Genomic DNA, 21,490 nt, shown 5'->3' with positions numbered 1-21,490 from the left:
TCACTAAAAATTAAATATCAAACCAACTTCAATATTGTGAGTAGATATGTCATCTGCAACAGGTATCGGAACGCTAAAGTAACGATAGCCGAGAAAGGTTTTGATTTCTGGGATTATTGAATAATCAACACCAAGTTTTATTTGATAAGCAAACCAAGAAACATTCAGTGGCATTGAATTTTGGGGTGACCCATTAATCCTTTTTAATCTAAAAACTGTTGGTCCTATACCAAGACCGATGTACGGAGCAAATTGTGTATCCTGAACGCTGGGATTATAATAGAAGTTTAACAAAAACACAAATATACTTGCTGATTTATCAAATACCGGAGGAGAATTACTATCTTCAATATTGGCTATAGAATACGCGGCTTCAAAATCAATTTTACCATTTTCTCCAGCATAGTAACCTAAAGACATGCTGCTAAACCACTGGAAATCAATTTTACCATCAAATTGCTGTATACTTTTAATTTCATCTGCCACTATATTTTTTATTATAAAACCATAATGACTTTCAACTAAAGTTAGGACTCTTTTTCCTATTTCTTGTATACCCTTTACAAATATTTCTGAATTATCATGGTATACCTTACCACCGTTAGCGCTAACATAAAAATCAAGTTTTTTTGATTTTTCTTTTGTAGGCTCAGCTTGATCTGCAATACGTGACCACATATTTTTCTGATCAGCTACTTGGAAAACAGAAGGTGGACTACTTTCAAGTTCTTGATATTTTATTGGTATTTCTTTTGCAGTAACCTCCTCAGAACGTATCACACTTTTATTATTGTCTGTTTCTAATTTTAAGGGTTGTACTTGCTCAATGTGTGTATCATTACTAATATAAGTAATAAAAAAATAGACACATGAAATGAAAATCAAAAATAAAGTAATAGATATTCTAGTTATCATAAATGAATTCACAATTATCATTTACAGTATAATTACTATATCGTATATTTCTTCAATGTACAAAAATTAAGAAAAAATATTTCCAATTAGATAATTATTTTCCACTCCTTTAACATTAACTTTCACAATACTCTTGGCTTGAGCTTTTGATTCAAGCTTTATTAATGCAAAATTTTCTGCTCTACCGACATTATTTTGCTCAACCAGAACACTTTGCTTAGTGTTGATCAAGGATTGACAAAAACTGCTCATAATTTCTTTATTTACTTCTCTTAAATTTTTTACTCGTTCTTTACGCACATTCTCTGGTACTTGTGGCATTCGTGCAGCAGGTGTATTTTTCCGCTCTGAATATGGAAAAGCATGTAGGTAAACTATATTTGTTTTTTTCAGTAAATCAACTGTATCCTGAAACATTTCATCAGTTTCTGTTGGAAATCCAGCAATAATATCAGCGCCAAATGCTATATTAGGCCTCAAGCTCTTCATTTTATGACAAAATTCTATCACTTGTTCTCTGTTGTGACGACGCTTCATTCTCTTTAGTATTAAATTATTACCAGATTGTAGACTCAAATGTAAATGAGGCATAAGTCTTGACTCATTAGCTATTAAATCCATTAATTCGTCGTCAACTTCAGCAACATCGATAGAGGAAAGTCTTAGCCTCTTCAACTCTGGTATATCCTTTAAAACTCTCCTAATCATTGAACCAAGTGATGGCTTACCCAACAAATCTGTACCAAAGTCAGTAATATCAACCCCTGTAAACACTACTTCTTGATATCCATTTTCTACAAAGATCCTGATTTGCTCTATAATACTGTTTATTGGCACAGATCGATTATTCCCTCTTGCCTCAGTAATTGAACAAAATGTGCAGCTATGATTACAACCATTTTGAATTTCAATAAATGCCCTTGACTTATCTTCAAATCCATTAATTAGAACAGGTTCTACTTGGTTATCACTGACCAAGATTTTATCGTCATTTAGTAAGTAATTTTCAGCTTTTAGCTTATCTTGATTACCGAGCACTTTACTTACACCAGGAATGCTACTGTAAACTTCTGGATCCAACTGAACAGCACAACCAACTACGATAATTTCTTTATTTGGATCATTTTTGTAAATCTTACGTATCTTTTGCTTTACCTGACGTTCTGCTTCGTTTGTCACTGCACAGCTATGCACCACAACAACATTTTCTCTCTTTGCTTTTTTTAATGCTTCTTTGATTAACTCGCTCTCGTAAAAATTTAGACGACAACCAAATGTTATCACTTCATTCATGTTAGTATTTTTTGCTTTAATAGACCTAAATTATATCAAATATCCAAGCAAAGTCTCTTGCATGACTATTTTTTTGTAAATAAATGCTATGCAAGCAGCAGACACTGGGATCTCAACGATTTTCACTCAGACACAGTATCACTCCTTTGCTTATTATAGTCTTTTGACCTTTTTAAGATACAATCCGGATTGGATACTGAGTTGGTGAGTATAAAAGTATAGCTTCTACGTCATACCGCTGCGGTATCTCTTAGCCGCTAACAAGTAGCGGGATGACGATTGTCGGTGAATCTAAGTTACCTTAGCTACATTTCTAGCTGTAACTATAAATGTATGGATTTTTTATCGTGCCATGTTATAATTAACGTCTTGCTAAAAATTAAATATTGATGAATGAACTAAGAAAGTTAAGTATTACACAAATGCATGACGGGCTCAAAAAAAAGAGTTTTTCTGCCGTTGAACTCGTAGAGGCGCACATCAGTGCGGTTGAAAATGAGAAATTAAATGCATTTATAACAAAAACCCCAGAGATAGCAATGAAAGCTGCTAAAGCTGCAGATGAACATTTCTCTAGGCAAAAGGATGATTTAATCTCGCCGCTCATGGGTGTACCAGTTGGCATCAAAGATCTATTCTGTACAAAAGGAATAAAAACAACAGCATGCTCAAAAATGCTGGAAAATTTCGTTCCGACTTACGAATCTACGGTGTCTGACTTGCTGTTAAAAAGTGGAGCAGCCATGCTCGGTAAGCTTAATATGGATGAATTTGCTATGGGTTCTGCGAACACAAATAGCTATTTTGGCCCTGTTGAAAATGTGTGGATTAGAAAAAGCGATGGGGAAAAAGTTGTTCCTGGTGGATCATCTGGTGGATCTGCAGCATCGGTGGCTGGATTTTTATGCGCTGGAGCACTAGGGAGTGACACCGGTGGATCTGTGCGCCAACCAGCAGCTTATTGTGGAGTGGTTGGAATAAAGCCAACTTATGGAAGATGCTCGCGTTTTGGTATGATTGCATTTGCGAGTTCTCTAGATCAAGCAGGAGTCATTACTCGTTCTGTCTCTGATTCAGCATTAATGCTGGAAGCAATCTGTGGCTATGATACAAAAGATTCAATATCAAGCGAAAAGCCAGTGCCTAAATTTTCTAGCTTTATAAATGGTGATGTCAAGGGTAAGCGTATTGGTATACCAAAAGAATATAGGATGGATGGAATTTCAGAGGAAATAGTCCATAATTGGGAGAAAGTTGCTTCCTATTTAAAAGAAAATGGCGCTGAAGTTGTTGACGTTACTCTGCCACATACTAAATATGCAATACCAGTCTATTATTTAATTTGTTCTGCTGAAACTTCATCCAATCTTGCTCGTTATGACGGTGTGCGTTATGGGTTCAGGGTTGATGCTGATACCCTTAAAGAAATGTATTCACTAACAAGAGCAGAAGGTTTCGGTAAAGAGGTGAAAAGAAGAATTTTAATTGGCGCTTATGCGCTTTCCTCAGGTCATTACAATGAATATTACGAAAAAGCACAGTGTATCAGGGCATTAATCAGAAATGATTTTATAAAAGCGTTTGAAAAAATAGATTACATACTTGTGCCATCTGCTCCAACAGAAGCTTTTGGCTTAAATGAAAAGCCAGATCCGCTAATTATGTGCATCAATGATGTGTTTACTGTGCCGGCAAGTCTGGCAGGATTGCCTGCTATTTCTGTTCCTGTTGGGCTCTCCAATGAGGGTTTACCACTTGCCTTGCAAGTGATTGGAAATTATTATGATGAAGCTGGAATATTAAATGTGGCAAGTGTGATAGAGCAAAATTGCGGCAGAATAATTAGACCTCTTGCATAATCTATTTTTTGATAGTAATTTTTGCATTAAAATTTGCTTACGCTCCTCAACGTACTCTATGGTTCCATTTTTAGATGAATAGCAAAAACAGGGTATATTAATCTGTTTACAAAATTTTCGTGTAACAGTTCACACTTAATTAAACAGACTGAATTCTGTAATTTTGGGATGTTGAAAAATTTACCTCACGTTGTCATTCCAGCGCATAACGCTGAAATCCAGATTTATAGAAACGAAAAAACTTGCTTGACGTCTGGTAGAGACTCATGACCTTGAAACCAGCGATTTGGTCTCATAACCATAGTCTCCCCAAAAGAACCGTGCTTGCGGATTTCCCGCACACGGCTCCACAATACAGCGTTCACACTAGTGCTCCTGTGTATAAAGAAACATATACCTTTGGTTTTGGTAATGGATTTACTTTTAAATAGTGTATAAATTGTTCCCAATCCATACTTTTCTTTTGACTACGTCGGTTTATCCACTTAAATGCTAACTTTGTTACCGGTCGATAGAATTGAATCAAACACCGATAATTTCCGCTAACTCCGAAGTAGCTATAGTGTCCTGTTAGTTTGGCTTTAAGTTTCTGCCACCAATCTTTGAGACAGATACGACTTCGTACCATCTTCAACCATTCTTTGATTTCTTTAATCTTTCTGGCTAGGCTTATTTTTGAAGTTTTCTGCTTCATCATAAGTTTACCATTACGACTTTTTCCACAATAATGTGTAAATCCTAGAAAGTTGAAGCTAGCCGTCCTACGTTTCTCTCTTTCTGCTTGATACCATTCTTTCTTACCAAACTTTACTATTTTTGTTTTATTTTCAGCTATTTCCAACCCAAATTTACTTAGTCTTTGTTTCAGTAATTCTAGAAATTCTTTTGCGTCTTCTTCCCTCTCGCAGCCAACTACAAAATCGTCGCAAAACCTTATTAGCTGTAAATATCCTCTGGCTTTTGGCTTAAATTTCTTTTCAAACCATAAGTCCAGCACATAGTGTAAGTATATATTAGCTAATACAGGGCTTACTATACCACCTTGTGGTGTGCCTTGATCGGTTGCTTTATAACATCCAACTTCGACTATTCCTGCCTTTAGAAATCGTTTTATTAACCACAATAAATTTGGGTCAGCTATTCGTTCCCTTAGACAATTCATTAGCCATTTATGTTGAACATTATCAAAGAACTTCTTGATATCCACTTCTACAATATAGTTAATTGGTTTGTGCATAACTGCTTTATCTAGAGCGTTTATCGCCTGATGACAATTTCTTCCTGGTCGAAATCCATACGAGCTGTCCATAAAGTTTGCTTCATAAATATTTTCTAATATCTTCTTTAGCATTACCTGTACCAACTTATCTTCCGTTGATGGTATTCCGAGACCGCGCTTCTCTTTGCTCCCGGCTTTGGGTATGTATACCCTTTTCACTGGTAGCGGTTGATATTGTTTTCTCTTCATACTATCCACTAGTGTTTTAAGTTTCTCTTCTAGATTTTCTCCATAAGCTTCCACTGTCACACGATCTATACCACAAGCCTTGTTGCGTTTTAGTTCCTTATAACACTCTGCAAGATTCTCTTCATTAATCAAATGAACTAATGATGTAAATTTTACTCGCTTATCTTGCTTAGCCCTTACTGCTATCTGGTTTAGTTTTCCTTGCATACTCCTCCAATCTCTGTTGTATTGGTATAGCAATCCCTATACCAGTCACTATATTGCTAACCGCTTCCCCTTGTATGTGGCTTTCCCACACTCCGAGTACTATCAGTTAGTCCGACTTCCTTTGCATCTTCCTCCAGTCCTCGCCTTTATTGACTTGTTCCAGAGTACCCTTACAGGAATACAAAGGATCTCCCAAGTTCACGTAAGGTCCATCTCAACACATGACGCGGCCTTCGATCCCGATGAGGTGAGTAATATCTTGCCTTAGCGTTATTACCCATGTTGCCTTCCACCAAATGTAAAGTGTCAGCCCCCATGACGCGTGAATTACGGGACTCAATACCTTCACTTTCGTTGCACCCTATGTTGTCCATTCCATTAGCTTTACTACGCTCGTTACCTTACGCAGCATAATGGTTTGTTCCAGGTTGCCGGCTAAGCTTTACCCGTGTTGGATTTTCACCAACTGTTCCTTACGCACTTCTTGGCGCACACATTTTGCCAACCCCCTTATTATGATGTGTAGTACAATGATACAAATTAAGAATTCCCCCATCCTGTGCTGGTTCTTCGATCTGAAATCCTACTTCTACCTGATCACAACCAATGTTAATTTGTCCTATTAATGCTTTAATAATGCCGCGCTTAGTTTGCCAATCTAGCTGTTCCAGGTTCGATTTTACACTAGAATAAAAATTCTTTATGCTATTTATAATAAGACTTATTCCTTTTTCTACTGCCTTCTGATCAACTACCTTTTTTTTCTCTTCTTCTATCCCTTGTAAGCGTTCTTTCATTTTTCTCATTGTCTGTTTAAATTCTTCCTCGCTTATATATCCTTTCTCTCCTGCATTTTCTTGACTATAATAATCTTCCATTAATTTTTCGATACCTTCTTTTATTTGATTTTCTCTTCTTGCAAACTTTTTCTCTGATGATTCATCATTTTTATTTTCTAATACTCTACGTTGGTATTCCTTTTTTATCATCTCTGGGTTTTTTAGTACATCTTTCACCTTTTCCCATACTGACCTTACCCAGAAAAAATGGAGAGAAAGAAAGGAGTTTTTTCGGGTAAAATAAAATTTTGGAGGATTAGAAATGGCAAGAGAATACACGGCAGAATTCAAATTGGAAGCTGTTAAGCTGGCAAATGAACAAAGAAAGGTAGGTCAACCAGTTGCAAAAGTAGCAAGAGATCTAGGAATAAGGGATAGTGTATTAGGAAAATGGATGAAGAAATATAACGAAAAAAAGTCAGCGGCAAATGCATTTCCAGATGTAGCACCTTATGACAAAGAGAGATTTGATTTACAGAAAGAGTTAGCAAAAGTAACAAGAGAAAGAGACATTTTAAAAAAAGCCCTGGCCAGTCAAAAAGAGTAAAATATTTTTTCATAAAAGAGCATAGTAAACACTATAAAGTGCAGGAATTATGTAGGGTTTTCTGCTAGTGGCTACTATAAGTGGACTACAAGGAAAATAAGCAGTAGAGAATCAGCAAATAAAGAGTTATTAGCAGATATTCAAAAAATATATCAAGCTTCTAAATGTAGATATGGAGCTCCTAAAATTCATGCTGAATTAAAGGCTTTGGGTAAAAGTTGCAACTTAAAAACAGTGCAAAGTATTATGCAGAAAAATGGTATTCAGGCTATATTGAGAAGAAAATTTAAAATTAAGAAACAACAAACGGACAGTAGCTCCCAATATATTAGACCAAAACTTTATTGTCGATCAACCAAATAAAGTATGGGATTACTTATATAAAAACCAAAGAAGGATGGCTATATTTGGCAACAATAATCGATCTATATTCACGCATGGTAGTTAATGAGCAGTTCAATAAATAAACAATTGGTTATGGACTCTTTATTAATGGCCGTTAACAAGCGTAAACCTGCCAAAAATCTACTATTACATAGTGATCAAGGTTCACAATATACTTCGCAAGGTTATCAATATCTCTTATCCATAAAAAACATAGATGAGTCATAAAGGTTGTTGTTACGACAATTCTGTTGTGGAAAGCTTCTTGAGCTCATTGAAAAGAGAAATACTTATTGATACTTCACAACACTCTGCTCAACAAACTAGAACTGCAATATTTGAATACATAGAAATTTTTTATAACAAACAACGTCACTATTAACTATTGCATTCCTGAGCATTTTGATTCATCATTCTCTTTGTGAAAAACATTCCAAACTTTCTCTCCACTTTTTCTGGGTAAGGTCAGTTTCCATTTGGTTCAAACTCGGATACAATTTCCCCAGAGCTGGGTAATCTCATACCAGAACCATCTGCTGCAATAAGTCTATAGCCTCTCCAACTCAGGTTCATCCTGATAGGCTGTTTGGATGCTTAAATTCTTGAAAGCCTGTATGGCAAATCTTATACCTTGCTTTAGAAAAAGCTTGCTTTGAGGGTACATGTCAATGGCTCCATAAGTTCACATTCTATTCCCAAACTTTTTTTAACTAACTTTAAAATCATAGAAAATACTGTCGAAAAAGGAAGTTTTCTTGTTCGTGTAAAACTCAACACAATGGATTTTCTGAAAAGTTTTCGAGTATATTGCATTTTTAATTTGTAAGATAAGATCTTTTCCTTTTTGCATGCCTCACCTAAAAAAGACACATTTTAAACTTTTTTGTTGCAATAAAATAGAAACAAAAGTGCTGTCCCTTGCACTCTTTGGATAATTTAATGATAAAAAATTTGGAGAGAAATTTTATACACTATCGCTGATATTTTTCCTTAAGTTGACGCCATTGCCTGAACGGATACATGACAAATCTATCGTTTATCAAATCGTCGGTAAGCCTAAAGCTATAGCCATTAAGCACGATAAAGAAAATCATTCATAATCGCTATAGCAACTAGTGTAGACACTTGACGTTCCTTGTGATTTGATAAATAGAGGTTTTTATCTGACTTCACAACAAGGGCTTCTGGATGACTTTGAAAGTGAACATTACCATGCTTATCTTCAATAGCCTCTATTACCCCCTCACTGGAAAATGCTGCAACTTTATATCCAAGTGACTCCAATTTTCTTCTATTTTCTGGCGTATTACTTACTGCTCCTGAATGAGCATCTGGAAAATATGTTGAAAACCAGCCATTTTCATTAGGTATTAGGAATTTGGCTACTACTTCTGCTAAACGACTATTTGGAACGATCTTTATCTGCTGGAGAGGTACATCCTCTTTCTGTGGATTAGGTGCTGATTTTAAATGAGATCTTCGTTTCTCTTCATCACTCACAACACTCACTACTTCAATTCCCTTTGCATTCATTATGCCTTCACATATGCCAAGTAAATGAATTGCAGGGTTATCATCCACTATTTTTACAATTGCTTCAGTAACAAGCTGGCAACAAGGAGTGGGTGCTGAGTGTAAATTATCCGGAATAAATATTCTATTTATTTTGTGCTCTTTAACAAACTTTGCAACTTCAACTTTTATTCGGTCTAATGTTAGCTTCTTTGCCAATGTTTCATCTTGTTTTGCAAAGATAAGCGACTTTTCTTGGATTTCTTTTAAGTTAATTATTTTATTGTAGTCAATGAGTACGGTTTTAACTCCAAAGTTATTAAACATCTCGTAGATATTTTGAGATAGCCCAAGCTCATGTGCTTCTTCCGTTTTCAACAAACCAACAACTATGTCATTATTTACTGTATTTTCTGCCGTCAAGACAGTTGACGCTGGTTCTTCTTTTCTGGTTACATGTTGAGATGCCGGTTTTTCACTAACGCCAGCATAAGTAATATTGCTTAATAATAGAACTATAATTAATAAGATATTAAATAGTTTATTATAATATTTATATACTATGACTTGCCTCCCTAATATTTATATTACGATATAGAGTATTTTATAACAAAAAGGCAAGTTTGCCAAGAAAGAGAAGGTGGCCTGAGCAGGAATCGAACCAGCGACACAAGGATTTTCAGTCCTTTGCTCTACCAACTGAGCTATCAGGCCAACTGTATACTTTTATTTTTAGATAAAAAATGTTATTATGTCTATCAAAAGTTTTTAAAGTAGTTTATAAAAATAAAGGATGAACATTAATGACAAAATAGGAATCTACCCTGGCACATTTGACCCTATAACTTTTGGGCATCTTGACATAATCAAAAGAGCGTGTAAACTAGTCGATAAATTAATAATAGGAGTTGCAGAAAACGTTAATAAGCATACTGCCTTTGACACAAAGCTACGCACAAGCATGGCTGAAAATGAAATCAAAGGGCTAGGAATTGATGCAGATGTTATATCTTTTAATGGGTTGCTAGTGAAGTTTGCCAAAGAGCAGAATGCTTCTGTTATTATTAGGGGATTAAGAGCAGTATCGGATTTTGATTACGAGTTTCAAATGAGCTGGGTAAATTATAAACTTCTTCCTGAAATCGAAACCATATTTCTTCCTGCTTCTGAAGATACTCAATTTATCTCATCAAGCTTTGTAAAGGAAATAGCAAGATTAGGAGAAGATGTTAGCAAATTTGTATCAAAAGGTGTTCAAAACGAATTGATTAACCTGAATAGGATAAAAAATGGAGAATAGTGCTTGTTGTTTTTTATTTCTGAATGGGTATATTCAATATATAAAATGTTATAAGCTAAAGGAGCAGCATGTCAAAAGTGAGGGTTAATAATAGAAAAGTTTGTTGTCATGGTGATGAGAATGATGAGGGTTCCGGCCATCCATTAATATATTTAGATATGGGAGAAGAAGAGGAAATAGCCTGCCCTTATTGTGAAAAGACGTTTGTCCATGACTGCACTGTAGAAGCGGTTGGGGAGCTGACTAGGGATGAGCTCTAATGGCACTTCTGCAGACTTAGCTTATGTAAATAGCAATAAGAGGGGCAGTAAAAATGAAACTGTCCATACGGTCGAGCACTCCCCCATGGCCAGGTATCATATTTCCACTATCTTTAACACCGTAAGCTCTTTTAACAAGCGACTCAGTGAAATCGCCAAGTTGCGCTAGAATAGCAATTGCAAGGCCAATGATTGGAGAATAAAAAATTGAAAATAGACCAAAAAATATTGATCCAAAAATTGTGCACACTACTCCAGCTAAAATCGCACCAAGAAGTCCTGCCCAAGTTTTTCCAGGGCTAATAATTGGGCAAATTTTAGCTCCACCAAAATTCTTGCCAAACAGGTAGGCAGTAACGTCAATTCCCCAAATGGTTAAGACGAACCATACTAATGCGTATTTTCCCTGTGGTAGATTATATAAATATATTAATGAGGCGCTTGGTAGTGCAATCAATAATAATGCAAAAACGTATAAAATTTTGTTTCCCTGGGTTAGATTATACCATTCAAAAGAAGATAAAACTGCTATCGAAAAAATCAATAGGTAAAACGATAAATCACTGAAATATGTAGCAAAAGAAAATATGAATAATATTACTATTGAGGACAATATTCTAACTATAAAATTATTATCTACCATATTTCTTCTCTCTTTTTGTATAATCTTCTAATGCTTTGCTCAAATCTTGACAAGAAAAATCAGGCCACAAAGTATCACAAAAATACAATTCAGCATAAGCTGCTTGCCATAATAAAAAGTTGCTTAACCTTTTTTCGCCACCAGTGCGAATTAATAAATCCAATTTTGGCAAATCTTTAGTATATAGAAACTTTTCAAATTCCTCTTCTGATACATAAGCAATATTTTCTTTTATAATATTGCTTATAGCTTGTGTAATTTCTTGCTTTGCTCCGTAACTGACTGCCACAGTGAGTAATAAACCATCGTTCTTATGTGTCATTTCTTCTGCTTTTTTAATTTGATCCAATATTTTACTGGGTAACAGACTTAAATTGCCAATAAAATTCAACTTAATGTTACAATTGTAAATGAAATTGACTTTATCTTCATTAGTTAAAACGGAGTAAAATAAATCAAATAGACAGTCAGTTTCGTTTTTAGGTCTAAGCCAATTCTCCATAGAGAATGCATACAAAGTTAAGTAGGGTATAGTTAAGTCCGTACAATACTTGGCAATATCGTATGCAACTTCACTGCCCTTTTTATAACCATCAATTTTTACCCTTCCTTGATTGTTCGCCCATCTACCATTACCATCCATAATAATTGCTAAATGTTTCGGTAAAGATTCTTGATTCAACATTTAAATTTAACCTAATTTTGACTTGAGTGAAATTTTTTGGATTTCAATGGACACCTGGAAGGTGTCAGCTACTTGCATGACAGGAAGAGAGTTACTGTAGTGACACCAATAGTTGATACTTGAATGCAAAATTGGTGTCATCCCAGTGCTCCGACACTGGGATCCAGGAAATTTGATTTCAAACAAGTGCATCAGATAGTTGTATAGTAAAGACTGGATTCCAGTGTCAAACACTGGAATGACATCATTTGCTATGTAAGCTTTCTCCATATCATTTAGTGATTCAGTATATCCTTTTCTTTGATGGACAATTCACCATCAATCTTTTTTATATTATCATCAGTAATATTTTGTATTTCCTTCTTAGCACCATGAAAATCATCTTCTGAGATTTCTTTATTTTCCTTCATTTTTTCTGTTTCTTCCATAATATCTCTACGTATATTTCTAATGGCAATCCGTGCATTTTCAGCAAACTGATGCAATAATTTCACTAATTTTTCACGGGTTTCTTGTGTCAAGTCCGGAAGAGCTATACGTATGGTGCTACCCTCGACAACAGGATTTAAATTCAGGTTAGCATTTAATATAGCGTTTTTCACTTCACCTACAACACTAATGTCCCAAACTTTAATTGATAGGGTTTTGTTATCTATAACCGAAACGCCTGCAACTTGATTTAACTTTTGATGCCCACCATAGATGTTTACAACTATACCATCAAGCAAAGATGCACTAGCTCTACCAGTGCGTACGCCTTTAATATCATCATGAAAGGACTGAATAGTTTTTAGCATTCTTTCTTTTGTTTTAGCTTTTATTTCATTTAACATAAATTACCTACTGTTTACAATCTGAAACTATAGTATAAGTACCTTGACCCTTAATAATATTGACTATTTTTTCTCCCTTCAAAGAAAAAACTATAATTGGAATAGAATTCTCACGAGCAAGTGAAATTGCTGATGCATCCATAACTTTTAAATCACGAGTCAATAAATCCGTGTAAGAAAGCCTATCATACATTACAGCATCCTCATTTTTTTTCGGATCAGCGGAGTATACACCATTTACTTGCGTACCCTTTAGAATAACATCACAATTCATTTCAACAGCACGTAAGGCTGCAGCTGTATCTGTAGTAAAAAATGGGTTGCCTGTGCCTGCTGCAAAAATTACCACTCTACCTTTTTCTAAATGACGAATAGCTTTCCTTCTGATGTAAGGTTCGCATACAGTGGCCATGGGTATTGCAGATAATACCCTAGAAGCTACTAAATTTTTTTCTAAAAAGTTTTGTAAAATTAAAGCATTGATTATAGTTGCAAGCATTCCAATATAATCACTGCTTGCTCTTTCACAACCACTTAAAGACGCAGATGTGCCACGAAAGATATTACCACCACCAACAACAATACATACCTGAACTCCAAGATTACAAACTTCAACTATGCCTTTAGATAACTCACCGATAGTCTCCATATCGTGACCAAATTGCTTTGATCCCATCAAAGCCTCACCAGAGATTTTAAATAACACCCTGGAATATTTTATTTCGCTTTTTTCATTTGTTGAAATAAACATTTTTTGCTATTTAATCTGCATCACCCAAAACAAGTAACTTGTAATTAGAGAGTTTAACAGCACTCAACTCGCTTGATTTTATAAAATCAGAAATCTTCATCTTATCATCCTTTATAAATTTTTGCTCCAGTAAAACAACTTCTTCATAGTACTTAGCCATTCGTCCATCTACTATTTTTTTTGCTACTTCTTCAGGTTTATTTAAGCTCCTCACTTGCTCTTCAATTATAGAACGTTCGTTGTTCAACTTCATTTGATCTAAATCATCTATAGACAAAGCTTCAGGCTTCATAGCAACTACATGCATAGCTATTTGTTTCCCAATCTCTTGTAGCTTCGCCTTATCACCAGATGATTGCAATGCAATTAAAGCACCAATCTTACCTAAGCCACACACATCACCATGTACGTAGCCAGCAATAACTCCATCCTTAGCTTCTAAGTAACAAAGCTTGCTTAACTCTAGCTTCTCACCAAGAACTGACGTACCATTCATAATAGCTTCCTGCACTGTGCCAATGCTTTCATACTTGGCATTTTTTAACTCATCAACGCTAGTACAGCGTTCTTGATGAGCAATTGATGCTAAATTTAAAACTAACTCTATAAATTTCTCATTCCTTGCGACAAAATCGGTTTCGCAATTGAGTTCAATCAATACACCACAATTTTCAGTCAAACACATAGCAACGAGCCCATCTGAAGCTACTCTATCAGATTTTTTGTCAGCTTTAGCAAGACCTATTGTACGTAACTTATCAACGGCTTTCTTAATGTCACCATCACATTCTTCTAATGCTTTTTTACAGTCACTTAAGCCAAGCCCTGTTCTATCACGTAATTCTCTTATATCATCTGGATTCATCTTCATTTGTTACTACCTCCCTTTCTTCTTCTTTGTAAACTTTACTACGTCTCCTTTTAGTTTGCACAATACCATCTTCTTTTTCTTGAATAAACTCATCACCCCTTATATCATCAATCTTAACTCCAGATTTTGCTAGACTAGACTCTATTCCAGCTAATATAGAGTCGGTAGCTAATTTACAATAGAGCTCTATTGATTTTCTTGAGTCATCATTTCCAGGTATTAGATAAGTAATACCATCTGGATCAGAATTAGTATCAAGTATTGCAACTATTGGAATTCCTAACTTCTTAGCCTCCTTAACCGCTATATGCTCTTTATTAGTATCAATGATGAATAAGATATCAGGAATTGCTCCCATTTCTCTAATACCGCCAAGCGCCTTATCAAGCTTTTGCTTTTTCTTTTCAATGTTTCCCAATTCTTTCTTTGTTAAAATGCTATCCTCGTCATTTAATATTTTCTCATATTGCATCAAGGTTTTTATCGAAGAAGAAACAGTGCCCCAATTAGTAAGCATACCACCAAGCCAACGATGATTCACATAATATTGACCACAACGAATCGCTTCACTTGCAATAATATCAAAAGCTTGAAACTTTGTACCAACAAATAGAATGCGACCACCTTGAAATGCAACGTCATATAAAGCCTTCATGGCCACCTGTAGCAATGGTAGTGTTTTTCGCAAATCAATTATATGTATACGATTTTCTTGATGCACTCCATATATGTATGGAGCCATTTTTGCGTTCCAGCGACTAATTTTGTGACCAAAATGTACACCAGATTCAGCTAAATCACGCACAGTGACTTTAGGCAAATTTGTCATATATCATTCCTCCAAATAGTTTATCTTCCATGGCATAACCCTAATGGGACTACTTGTATAAGCCATGTGTGAAATTAAATTATTTACATAGTAATAGAAAAGACAGCAAAGCGCAAACAAAAAATATTGACAAAGGGCAACATGTTTATTAGCTTTAAAGTTGAAGCCCGAAAATGCTAAAAAGAAATTAGGGGGGTGTAGCTCAGTTGGTTAGAGCGCATGCCTGTCACGCATGAGGTCGTGAGTTCAAGTCTCATCACTCCCGTCATATTAGTTTTAGCATAACTTAGAATTCGCAGTATTATTGCCGGTATTGAGAAACGCCTTCACCAAACTTGACATGGCATGGTATTGTAATTAATACTTAAATAGGTTTGTTTTTATCATTAACAATTAGGATTAAATATGCTCATTTCTGAAGTTTTTGCAGCAGATGCAACTAGCAATACATCAAGTATCGGCGCATCTTTTGCTAGTTTTATTCCACTGATTTTAATATTTGTGGTATTTTATTTTCTCATTATTCGCCCGCAACAAAAAAAACTAAAAGAACATAGAAAGATGATAGATCAAATAAAACGTGGTGATACAGTCATTACTTCTGGTGGAATAATAGGTGAAGTTAATAAAGTTGATGAGGCAAATGCACAATTTATAATAGAAATAGCACCAAAAGTTGAGATAAAAGTTCTAAAGTCCGCTATATCTGAGGTTTTAAGCAAAGAAACTCAAAAAGTAGCAGCTAAACCAATTAAAAAGGTAAAATCGAAAGAATGATAAAAAGAATATAAATCAACCAGTAATAAAGGCAAAAATGCTTAACATGTTTAGAAAAAAGTTTGTTTGGTGATCCATTTGTGTGTGGAATATTTGGTGTAGTAAGTAGCGGTGATTCAGTAATACCAACTTTACTAACTGGGTTGCAAAAATTGGAATATAGGGGATATGACTCTTCAGGTATAGCAATCATAAATAATGAAGGCGAGATAGAAGTCAAAAAATCAGAAGGTAAAGTCGAAAGGTTATGTGAAGTTGTTGATGACAGCAAGATGTCTCACAGTACAGTTGGTATAGCACATACTCGCTGGGCTACACATGGAGTCCCAGGCCTTAAAAATGCTCACCCCATTCGTACAAATAACGTTGTTGTTGCTCATAACGGCATAATTGAGAATTACAATCTGCTAAAAAAGGGCCTAGAAGAAAGGGGCATGTCATTCCATACTGACACTGACACAGAGATCATACCAAACATGCTAACCTTATATCTTGATGAAGGATTGTCGCCAATTGATTCTCTATTTAAGTGTTTAAACAACTTACATGGCTCATTTGCCTTGGTCTTATTATTTGCAGAATATCCAGACGCCTTATTTGTTGCGAAGAGAAATTTGCCTTTAGCAATAGGCTATAACTGTAACACAGTGTTTGCTGCATCTGACTCTAATGCTTTAAGTGCATTTGTGGAAAGAATATCGCATTTGGAAGATGATGACATTGCAGTGATAAAATCTAGTGGAGTTAGTATATACAACAATGGTACACAAGTTAAACGCAGTATAGAAAATAGTAGTCCAAGTGATTTTCTAATTAGCAAAAATGGTTACCCTAGCTTCATGTTAAAAGAGATTTTTGAGCAACCGCGTGCATTAAACAAAACAATAAATCAATTTTACAAGCAATATAAAGAGGTAATATTTGCTAACAAAAAATTGTTTTCTGAGCTGAGTTACATTACTATAGTTGGATGCGGGTCATCTTATTTTGCTGGGCTAATAGCAAAGTATTGGCTGGAAAATGTCGCTCAAGTTCGAGTATATCTAGAAATCTCATCAGAATTTAGGTATAGCAACGTCAAGCTGGAAGAAGGCAGCATTGGGTTATTTATCTCTCAATCTGGTGAAACTGCAGATACCATAGAAGCGCTGCGTTATGCAAAATCACAGAAGCAAACAATCATTAGTATAACTAATACATTTAGCAGCAGCATTGAAAAGATCTCAGATATTGTGTTACATACTCTTGCTGGGCCAGAAATTGGTGTTGCTTCAACAAAAACCTTTTCTGCGCAACTTGCAACTTTAGCATGCTTTGCCGTGGAGCTTGGAAAAATAAAAGGTGTACTGGGTGGAGAGAGAATAAAACAGCTAAGCAACGCTATTAACTCTATTCCCGAGTATGTTGAGCACGTTTTGAATGTGATGAAAATACAACATATATCGGGCAGTATATTAGAACACAATAACGTTATTTTAATCGGCAGAGGAAGTTCATACGGAGTTGCAATGGAAGGCGCATTGAAAATAAAAGAGCTTTCATATATCAATACAACTGGTATTGCAGCGGGAGAAATGAAGCATGGTTCTATTGCTTTAATAGACTCTACTGTGCTTGTTATAGCAATTATCCCTTATGATGATTTATTCTTTAAAACGCTATCTAATATACAAGAGATTATTGCAAGAAAAGGCAAAGTAATTGCCTTCAGTGATAAACAAGGAGCGCCATTCCTAAGGGGAGTTTGCGCAGATGTGGTGCAACTTCCAGACACTGATAATTTTATCTCTCCAATCATCTACAGTGTTGCTATGCAATTCCTTGCTTACTTTACTGCAGCAAAAAAAGGGTTAGATGCAGATTGTCCAAGAAATTTAGCTAAGTCTGTCACGGTTGAGTAGTCCATTTAAAGTTAAAGCTAAACTTCTAATTAAGGTAACCAGACTGCATTCTGTGATTTTTAGCAAAACACGATACACAATCGTCATTCCGCTACTTGTTAGCGGAATCTATGCCGAGATACCGCGAATGAATCGCGGTATGAAGGTTCGCGGTGGTATGACGGTTAAGTAATTCGTCATCCCGCTGCTTGTTAGCGGGATCTAGAGATACCGCGGCGGTATGACGGTTCGCGGCGGCATAGCTATCTTCAAAAATATGGTTGAATAATTGTTAATAATAGTGTATAATTATTAATATTTTTAAGCACTTTGGCTATGGCTTTATCTAAGTTTCTCGACCCTAAGCTGGATTTAACCTTCAAAAAAATATTTGGCACTGAAAAAAATAAGAATATTCTCATACATTTTTTGAATGATATTTTAGGGTTTACCGAGATAAATACTATACAAGAAGTGGAATTCCTCAGTACTATAATGGATCCTGAAATTGCCTCTGATAAGCAAAGTATAGTTGATGTTCTTTGCAGGGACTCTAGTGGGGCTAGGTATGTGATTGAAATGGTGCGACCTGAAAGTCTTCGGTCATATTGTTTAAAAGGAGAGGAATTCCTCCAGAAAGAAACTGAAAGGATTCTAAAACTTATTAAACCAGATGTTTTGCCATCTGAGTCTACGCATCAGTGCGAATCGGGCAACCGGTTGGTGCCAAGCGATGCGGACAATGAACCTCCTCTTGAAAAAGAAGATGCTCAATCGTGAGAGGAGCATAAACTACAAGCATCATGTGGTTGGAGAGCTAGGCTAGTGGTATGGTGAACGTAAGTGAAACTTCAAAGTATCGTAATTATGAAGGAGCTAAAGATGCTGATAAGCTCTAACCAAAAAGGTAATGTGGATAAGTTACATTTCTCATTTCTAGATGTACGCAAATAATAACTCCACCGGTATAGAGAAGTCACCTAACCCACTGTTGTATGACAGAAGGAACAGGGTAAGCCTGTATTTTCGCCTACATGGCAAGCAAACCGCAAGGAATGCTGATGGAAGTGCAGGTAAAGGAGAATGGAGAAAGCGAATGCCATTTTGTAACGAAATGGATAGAATTTGTAACATTAATTCGCGTGAAAACGAGCAGACTTCCGTTTGGTCCCTCGTGACAAGAAACTTTGTTAACCACTTAAGGTAGGAAAGCAGATGATTACAAGTAAACCTGTAAGTGCATCTACCGAAAGCTTTGAAGCATGGAAGCAGTTGCCATGGAAGAAATGCCAGAAAGTTATTGTGAGGCTACAAAGACGTATTGTTAAGGCTGTCCAAAAAGGAAGATGGGGTAAGGTAAAAGCTTTACAACATCTTCTCACACGCTCTTTTAGCGGAAAAGCTTTGGCTGTTAAGAGAGTAACTGAAAACCAAGGAAAAAACACAGCGGGTGTAGATCGTCAATTATGGTCAACTTGCAATGCTAAATTTCAAGGAATAAAGCAGTTAAAGCAAAGAGGATATAAACCTTCTCCGCTAAAACGGATTTATATCAGTAAATCTAATGGCAAAAGAAGACCTCTTGGAATACCATCGATAAAAGATAGAGCCATGCAAGCATTATATCTGTTTGCTCTGGAACCGATAGCTGAAACAATCAGTGATCGTCACTCCTATGGCTTTAGGCCTAAAAGATCCTGTGCAGATGCTACAGTAGCTTGTCATTTGTTACTGGCAAGTCGTAATCAACTACAATGGATACTTGAAGGTGATATCAAAGGATGCTTTGACAACATTAATCATGAATGGCTTATGAAGCATATTCCTATGGAGAAGAAAATTCTGCATAGTTGGTTAAAAGCTGGCTTCCTAGAATCGAAAACTCTGTATCCCACAACTGCAGGTACCCCGCAAGGTGGTATAATTTCTCCAATACTAGCCAATTTAGCCTTAAACGGACTTGAAAAGTTATTGGAAAGTCGATTTGGTAAACTCGGCAGTAGAAGAAGAAACAAAATCAGAAGTGGAGTGAACGTAATCAGATACGCAGACGACTTTATTATTTCAGGTTTCACACATGAAGTACTGGAAAATGAAGTTAAGCCTTTAGTATCATCTTTTCTTCATGAGCGAGGTTTAATTCTTTCAGAAGAGAAGACAAAGATTACATCTATCACAACAGGGTTTGACTTTCTTGGTTGTAATGTACGTAGATATAATAAGAAGTTAATTATTAAACCTTCGAAAGAAAGTATTAAAAGACTTCTTAATAAAGCACGTACATTGATAAAAGCAAATATAGCGAACACTCAGGCTATAGTAATTAAGTCACTCAACTCTCTACTGAGAGGATGGGGAAATTACTATCACCATGTGTGTGCTAAAAAAGCGTTTAGAAAGATCGACAATGAAATTTGGCATAGTTTATGGAAATGGGCAAAGAAAAGACATCCTCGTAAAGGATTACGTTGGATAAAGAATCGTTACTTCAAAGTAATGGGTCAACGCCAATGGGTCTTTGCTGCACCCATATGCAAGAACAAACCAAAAGAGATACGGTATTTAAGACTGCTTAAGCTGATTGATATACCTATCAGACGACATGTTAAAATCAGAGCGGATGCAAATCCCCTTGACTTAAAATGGAAAAAGTATTTTGATGAGAGAGTGAAACGAACAAGAATGTTAGCAAGCTCTTTCTCAAGAGAAGGTTCTCTACTGTTGGTGTCACCATTAAGAATGATGTTTCCTGAGGAATCATGAAGGACAAGCCGGTTCTAGAAAAGAAGAACTTAGATAAGGGGCTCAAGCGTAGTGTGGGGAAACCTGCATGCTGCGTTTCTAAGGGAGGGGGTAGTAGTAATACTGCTTCCTTACCTGACCAGGTCGCTAAAACCAAAGGCTTTGAAAAACGTGCCCAATATTACGCAGCTAAAGCTTACTCAAGACAAGCTAGTAAGGGTGATCAATATCATGACCTTAAGGAAATTATCTTTATTGCTATAGCAGATTGTATTTTATTTCCTGATAAGTCTGAGTACAAATCAAAGCATACTATTCGCGATGAAGATACTAATGAACATGATCTAAAAGATTTTTACTTTATATTTATTGAGTTGCCTAAATTTCCAAAAACCAAAGAAGATCAGCTTTCAAGTATAGTTGAAAAATGGGTATACTTTTTCAGATATGCAGATGAAACTAGTGAAGAAGAGCTAGAGAGAATAATAGGAAGTGATCTAATAATTAAAAGAGCTTATGAAGAACTAAATAGGTTCAACTGGTCAGAAAAAGAATTTATAGCCTATGAACAAGAAATCAAGCGTATTCGTGATGAACAGGCTGTCCTTGCTCAAAAACTCGATGATGCTAAACATGAAGGTAGACAAGAAGGTAGACAAGAAGGTAGACAAGAAGGCATCCAAATCGGCCATCAAAAAGGTAGGGAAGAGGGAGAAAAACAAGCTAAAATAGCTGTGACAAAAAACCTACTTAAAGCTGGCGTCTCTACTGATATCATATCACAAACTACAGGTTTTTCTCATTCTGAAATTTCACAACTCAAAGAAAAAACATAATATTCCTACTTATTCACTTTAACATTTATAAAAACCTTTTCTAAGTTAGACATGTCTCC

General features: G+C 35.8%; 24 protein-coding genes, 2 tRNA genes and 2 pseudogenes. 13 read left to right on the top strand and 15 right to left on the bottom strand.

From position 1 onward, the window contains the following. Positions 1-3: 3 nt before the first annotated feature. Both ABWU55_RS01815 and mtaB read right to left on the bottom strand, forming a co-directional pair. Positions 4-915: an outer membrane protein gene (locus ABWU55_RS01815; protein ID WP_353286410.1), complete on the bottom strand. Its 912-nt coding sequence runs from the start codon at positions 913-915 to the stop codon at positions 4-6. Between the two features lie 66 nt (positions 916-981). Then, positions 982-2,208, bottom strand: coding sequence for a tRNA (N(6)-L-threonylcarbamoyladenosine(37)-C(2))-methylthiotransferase MtaB (gene mtaB / locus ABWU55_RS01810; RefSeq protein ID WP_010082135.1), 1,227 nt, complete (start codon positions 2,206-2,208; stop codon positions 982-984). Positions 2,209-2,597: 389 nt separating this feature from the next. Here mtaB and gatA point away from each other — a divergent pair, with 389 nt between their 5' ends. Further along, entirely contained in the window at positions 2,598-4,067 is a 1,470-nt protein-coding gene (gene gatA / locus ABWU55_RS01805) for an Asp-tRNA(Asn)/Glu-tRNA(Gln) amidotransferase subunit GatA (protein ID WP_353286409.1), read from the top strand. Positions 4,068-4,428: 361 nt separating this feature from the next. Here the strand turns inward: gatA and ltrA (ABWU55_RS01800) are convergent, their stop codons facing one another. From ltrA (ABWU55_RS01800) to ABWU55_RS01790, 3 genes are all read right to left on the bottom strand, one after another. Continuing rightward, complete coding sequence (gene ltrA, locus ABWU55_RS01800) at positions 4,429-5,742, bottom strand: group II intron reverse transcriptase/maturase (RefSeq protein ID WP_006280268.1); 1,314 nt, start codon at positions 5,740-5,742, stop codon at positions 4,429-4,431. Then, positions 5,705-5,833: a hypothetical protein gene (locus ABWU55_RS01795; RefSeq protein WP_255324786.1), complete on the bottom strand. Its 129-nt coding sequence runs from the start codon at positions 5,831-5,833 to the stop codon at positions 5,705-5,707. Before ABWU55_RS01795 ends, ltrA (ABWU55_RS01800) begins: the two co-directional genes overlap by 38 nt. 382 nt (positions 5,834-6,215) lie before the next feature. After that, on the bottom strand, positions 6,216-6,758 hold the full coding sequence (locus ABWU55_RS01790) for a hypothetical protein (protein WP_245994758.1): 543 nt from the start codon (positions 6,756-6,758) through the stop codon (positions 6,216-6,218). 85 nt (positions 6,759-6,843) lie between these two features. Between ABWU55_RS01790 and ABWU55_RS01785 the strand changes: the two genes are divergently transcribed. The 4 genes from ABWU55_RS01785 to ABWU55_RS01770 all read left to right on the top strand — a co-directional run bounded on the left by ABWU55_RS01785 (position 6,844) and on the right by ABWU55_RS01770 (position 7,894). Continuing rightward, positions 6,844-7,128, top strand: a complete 285-nt coding sequence (locus tag ABWU55_RS01785; protein WP_038198869.1) for a transposase — start codon at positions 6,844-6,846, stop codon at positions 7,126-7,128. 21 nt (positions 7,129-7,149) lie between these two features. Then, the gene (locus ABWU55_RS01780) at positions 7,150-7,491 is read left to right on the top strand and encodes an IS3 family transposase (RefSeq protein ID WP_095866567.1); all 342 of its coding nucleotides are present in this window, start codon (positions 7,150-7,152) and stop codon (positions 7,489-7,491) included. An 84-nt stretch (positions 7,492-7,575) separates the two neighbouring features. Next, positions 7,576-7,740 carry a DDE-type integrase/transposase/recombinase gene (locus ABWU55_RS01775; protein WP_156768661.1) on the top strand — a complete coding sequence of 55 codons (165 nt, stop codon included), beginning with the start codon at positions 7,576-7,578 and terminating at the stop codon, positions 7,738-7,740. After that, a complete protein-coding gene (locus tag ABWU55_RS01770) occupies positions 7,730-7,894 on the top strand; it encodes an IS3 family transposase (protein ID WP_353286408.1) in 165 nt (54 codons plus the stop codon). The genes ABWU55_RS01775 and ABWU55_RS01770 overlap by 11 nt, the downstream gene beginning before the upstream one ends. A gap of 89 nt (positions 7,895-7,983) precedes the next feature. On the opposite strand, the pseudogene ABWU55_RS01765 reads toward ABWU55_RS01770, so the two are convergent. The 3 genes and pseudogenes from ABWU55_RS01765 to ABWU55_RS01755 all read right to left on the bottom strand — a co-directional run. Then, positions 7,984-8,362, bottom strand: a pseudogene (locus ABWU55_RS01765) (IS4 family transposase); the annotation flags it as partial. Positions 8,363-8,583: 221 nt separating this feature from the next. Next, complete coding sequence (locus ABWU55_RS01760; protein ID WP_353286407.1) at positions 8,584-9,447, bottom strand: gamma-glutamyl-gamma-aminobutyrate hydrolase family protein; 864 nt, start codon at positions 9,445-9,447, stop codon at positions 8,584-8,586. Between the two features lie 218 nt (positions 9,448-9,665). Next, positions 9,666-9,738: transfer RNA gene (locus ABWU55_RS01755), tRNA-Phe, on the bottom strand. Between the two features lie 79 nt (positions 9,739-9,817). Between ABWU55_RS01755 and coaD the strand changes: the two genes are divergently transcribed. Both coaD and ABWU55_RS01745 read left to right on the top strand, forming a co-directional pair. Continuing rightward, positions 9,818-10,324 carry a pantetheine-phosphate adenylyltransferase gene (gene coaD / locus ABWU55_RS01750; protein ID WP_006279325.1) on the top strand — a complete coding sequence of 169 codons (507 nt, stop codon included), beginning with the start codon at positions 9,818-9,820 and terminating at the stop codon, positions 10,322-10,324. 68 nt (positions 10,325-10,392) lie between these two features. Then, complete coding sequence (locus tag ABWU55_RS01745) at positions 10,393-10,584, top strand: zinc-finger domain-containing protein (RefSeq protein WP_006279326.1); 192 nt, start codon at positions 10,393-10,395, stop codon at positions 10,582-10,584. Between the two features lie 16 nt (positions 10,585-10,600). On the opposite strand, the gene ABWU55_RS01740 is transcribed toward ABWU55_RS01745, so the two are convergent. The 7 genes from ABWU55_RS01740 to rpsB are packed head-to-tail and all read right to left on the bottom strand — an operon-like array spanning position 10,601 to position 15,196. Next, on the bottom strand, positions 10,601-11,227 hold the full coding sequence (locus ABWU55_RS01740) for a phosphatidate cytidylyltransferase (protein WP_209472786.1): 627 nt from the start codon (positions 11,225-11,227) through the stop codon (positions 10,601-10,603). Next, on the bottom strand, positions 11,217-11,912 hold the full coding sequence (gene uppS, locus ABWU55_RS01735) for a polyprenyl diphosphate synthase (protein ID WP_006279327.1): 696 nt from the start codon (positions 11,910-11,912) through the stop codon (positions 11,217-11,219). The genes ABWU55_RS01740 and uppS overlap by 11 nt, the downstream gene beginning before the upstream one ends. Positions 11,913-11,918: 6 nt before the next feature. After that, on the bottom strand, positions 11,919-12,182 hold the full coding sequence (locus ABWU55_RS07830; RefSeq protein ID WP_010962657.1) for a hypothetical protein: 264 nt from the start codon (positions 12,180-12,182) through the stop codon (positions 11,919-11,921). Positions 12,183-12,187: 5 nt separating this feature from the next. Continuing rightward, positions 12,188-12,745 (bottom strand): ribosome recycling factor, encoded by a 558-nt coding sequence (frr, locus tag ABWU55_RS01720; protein ID WP_010962658.1) that lies wholly within the window; start codon positions 12,743-12,745, stop codon positions 12,188-12,190. A 7-nt stretch (positions 12,746-12,752) separates the two neighbouring features. After that, positions 12,753-13,490, bottom strand: a complete 738-nt coding sequence (pyrH, locus tag ABWU55_RS01715) for a UMP kinase (RefSeq protein ID WP_369800793.1) — start codon at positions 13,488-13,490, stop codon at positions 12,753-12,755. 16 nt (positions 13,491-13,506) lie between these two features. Next, positions 13,507-14,367, bottom strand: a complete 861-nt coding sequence (tsf, locus tag ABWU55_RS01710; RefSeq protein ID WP_070356839.1) for a translation elongation factor Ts — start codon at positions 14,365-14,367, stop codon at positions 13,507-13,509. Then, on the bottom strand, positions 14,348-15,196 hold the full coding sequence (gene rpsB, locus ABWU55_RS01705) for a 30S ribosomal protein S2 (RefSeq protein WP_010962661.1): 849 nt from the start codon (positions 15,194-15,196) through the stop codon (positions 14,348-14,350). The genes tsf and rpsB overlap by 20 nt, the downstream gene beginning before the upstream one ends. 191 nt (positions 15,197-15,387) lie before the next feature. On the opposite strand from rpsB, the gene ABWU55_RS01700 reads away from it, so the two are divergent. The 6 genes and pseudogenes from ABWU55_RS01700 to ABWU55_RS01675 all read left to right on the top strand — a co-directional run bounded on the left by ABWU55_RS01700 (position 15,388) and on the right by ABWU55_RS01675 (position 21,431). Next, positions 15,388-15,461: transfer RNA gene (locus ABWU55_RS01700), tRNA-Asp, on the top strand. Between the two features lie 140 nt (positions 15,462-15,601). Continuing rightward, entirely contained in the window at positions 15,602-15,973 is a 372-nt protein-coding gene (gene yajC, locus ABWU55_RS01695; protein ID WP_010081840.1) for a preprotein translocase subunit YajC, read from the top strand. Positions 15,974-16,053: 80 nt separating this feature from the next. Beyond that, a complete protein-coding gene (gene glmS, locus ABWU55_RS01690; RefSeq protein WP_353286553.1) occupies positions 16,054-17,874 on the top strand; it encodes a glutamine--fructose-6-phosphate transaminase (isomerizing) in 1,821 nt (606 codons plus the stop codon). Between the two features lie 315 nt (positions 17,875-18,189). Then, a pseudogene (locus ABWU55_RS01685) lies at positions 18,190-18,435 on the top strand (PD-(D/E)XK nuclease family transposase); the annotation flags it as partial. Positions 18,436-19,068: 633 nt separating this feature from the next. Further along, complete coding sequence (gene ltrA, locus ABWU55_RS01680) at positions 19,069-20,616, top strand: group II intron reverse transcriptase/maturase (RefSeq protein WP_151807757.1); 1,548 nt, start codon at positions 19,069-19,071, stop codon at positions 20,614-20,616. Next, a complete protein-coding gene (locus ABWU55_RS01675) occupies positions 20,613-21,431 on the top strand; it encodes an Rpn family recombination-promoting nuclease/putative transposase (protein ID WP_353286406.1) in 819 nt (272 codons plus the stop codon). The genes ltrA (ABWU55_RS01680) and ABWU55_RS01675 overlap by 4 nt, the downstream gene beginning before the upstream one ends. Positions 21,432-21,490 lie beyond the last annotated feature (59 nt).

The organism is Wolbachia endosymbiont (group A) of Crataerina pallida (assembly GCF_964028475.1).
In the GTDB taxonomy this organism is placed as follows: domain Bacteria; phylum Pseudomonadota; class Alphaproteobacteria; order Rickettsiales; family Anaplasmataceae; genus Wolbachia; species Wolbachia pipientis.
Note: the sequence above shows the minus strand (reverse complement) of the source record. Positions and strands in the feature narration are given on the sequence as shown.

Bases quoted from the DNA above. Each gene is read 5' to 3' on its own strand.
- tsf (WP_070356839.1), bottom strand. From the start codon at position 14,367: ATGAAGATGAATCCAGATGATATAAGAGAATTACGTGATAGAACAGGG.
- ABWU55_RS01815 (WP_353286410.1), bottom strand. From the start codon at position 915: ATGATAACTAGAATATCTATTACTTTATTTTTGATTTTCATTTCATGT.
- ABWU55_RS07830 (WP_010962657.1), bottom strand. From the start codon at position 12,182: ATGGAGAAAGCTTACATAGCAAATGATGTCATTCCAGTGTTTGACACT.
- ABWU55_RS01770 (WP_353286408.1), top strand. From the start codon at position 7,730: ATGAGTCATAAAGGTTGTTGTTACGACAATTCTGTTGTGGAAAGCTTC.
- rpsB (WP_010962661.1), bottom strand. From the start codon at position 15,196: ATGACAAATTTGCCTAAAGTCACTGTGCGTGATTTAGCTGAATCTGGT.
- frr (WP_010962658.1), bottom strand. From the start codon at position 12,745: ATGTTAAATGAAATAAAAGCTAAAACAAAAGAAAGAATGCTAAAAACT.
- mtaB (WP_010082135.1), bottom strand. From the start codon at position 2,208: ATGAATGAAGTGATAACATTTGGTTGTCGTCTAAATTTTTACGAGAGC.
- ABWU55_RS01740 (WP_209472786.1), bottom strand. From the start codon at position 11,227: ATGGTAGATAATAATTTTATAGTTAGAATATTGTCCTCAATAGTAATA.
- ABWU55_RS01775 (WP_156768661.1), top strand. From the start codon at position 7,576: ATGAGCAGTTCAATAAATAAACAATTGGTTATGGACTCTTTATTAATG.
- coaD (WP_006279325.1), top strand. From the start codon at position 9,818: ATGAACATTAATGACAAAATAGGAATCTACCCTGGCACATTTGACCCT.
- ABWU55_RS01745 (WP_006279326.1), top strand. From the start codon at position 10,393: ATGTCAAAAGTGAGGGTTAATAATAGAAAAGTTTGTTGTCATGGTGAT.
- ABWU55_RS01675 (WP_353286406.1), top strand. From the start codon at position 20,613: ATGAAGGACAAGCCGGTTCTAGAAAAGAAGAACTTAGATAAGGGGCTC.
- uppS (WP_006279327.1), bottom strand. From the start codon at position 11,912: ATGTTGAATCAAGAATCTTTACCGAAACATTTAGCAATTATTATGGAT.
- ABWU55_RS01785 (WP_038198869.1), top strand. From the start codon at position 6,844: ATGGCAAGAGAATACACGGCAGAATTCAAATTGGAAGCTGTTAAGCTG.
- yajC (WP_010081840.1), top strand. From the start codon at position 15,602: ATGCTCATTTCTGAAGTTTTTGCAGCAGATGCAACTAGCAATACATCA.
- ltrA (WP_006280268.1), bottom strand. From the start codon at position 5,742: ATGCAAGGAAAACTAAACCAGATAGCAGTAAGGGCTAAGCAAGATAAG.
- gatA (WP_353286409.1), top strand. From the start codon at position 2,598: ATGAATGAACTAAGAAAGTTAAGTATTACACAAATGCATGACGGGCTC.
- ltrA (WP_151807757.1), top strand. From the start codon at position 19,069: ATGATTACAAGTAAACCTGTAAGTGCATCTACCGAAAGCTTTGAAGCA.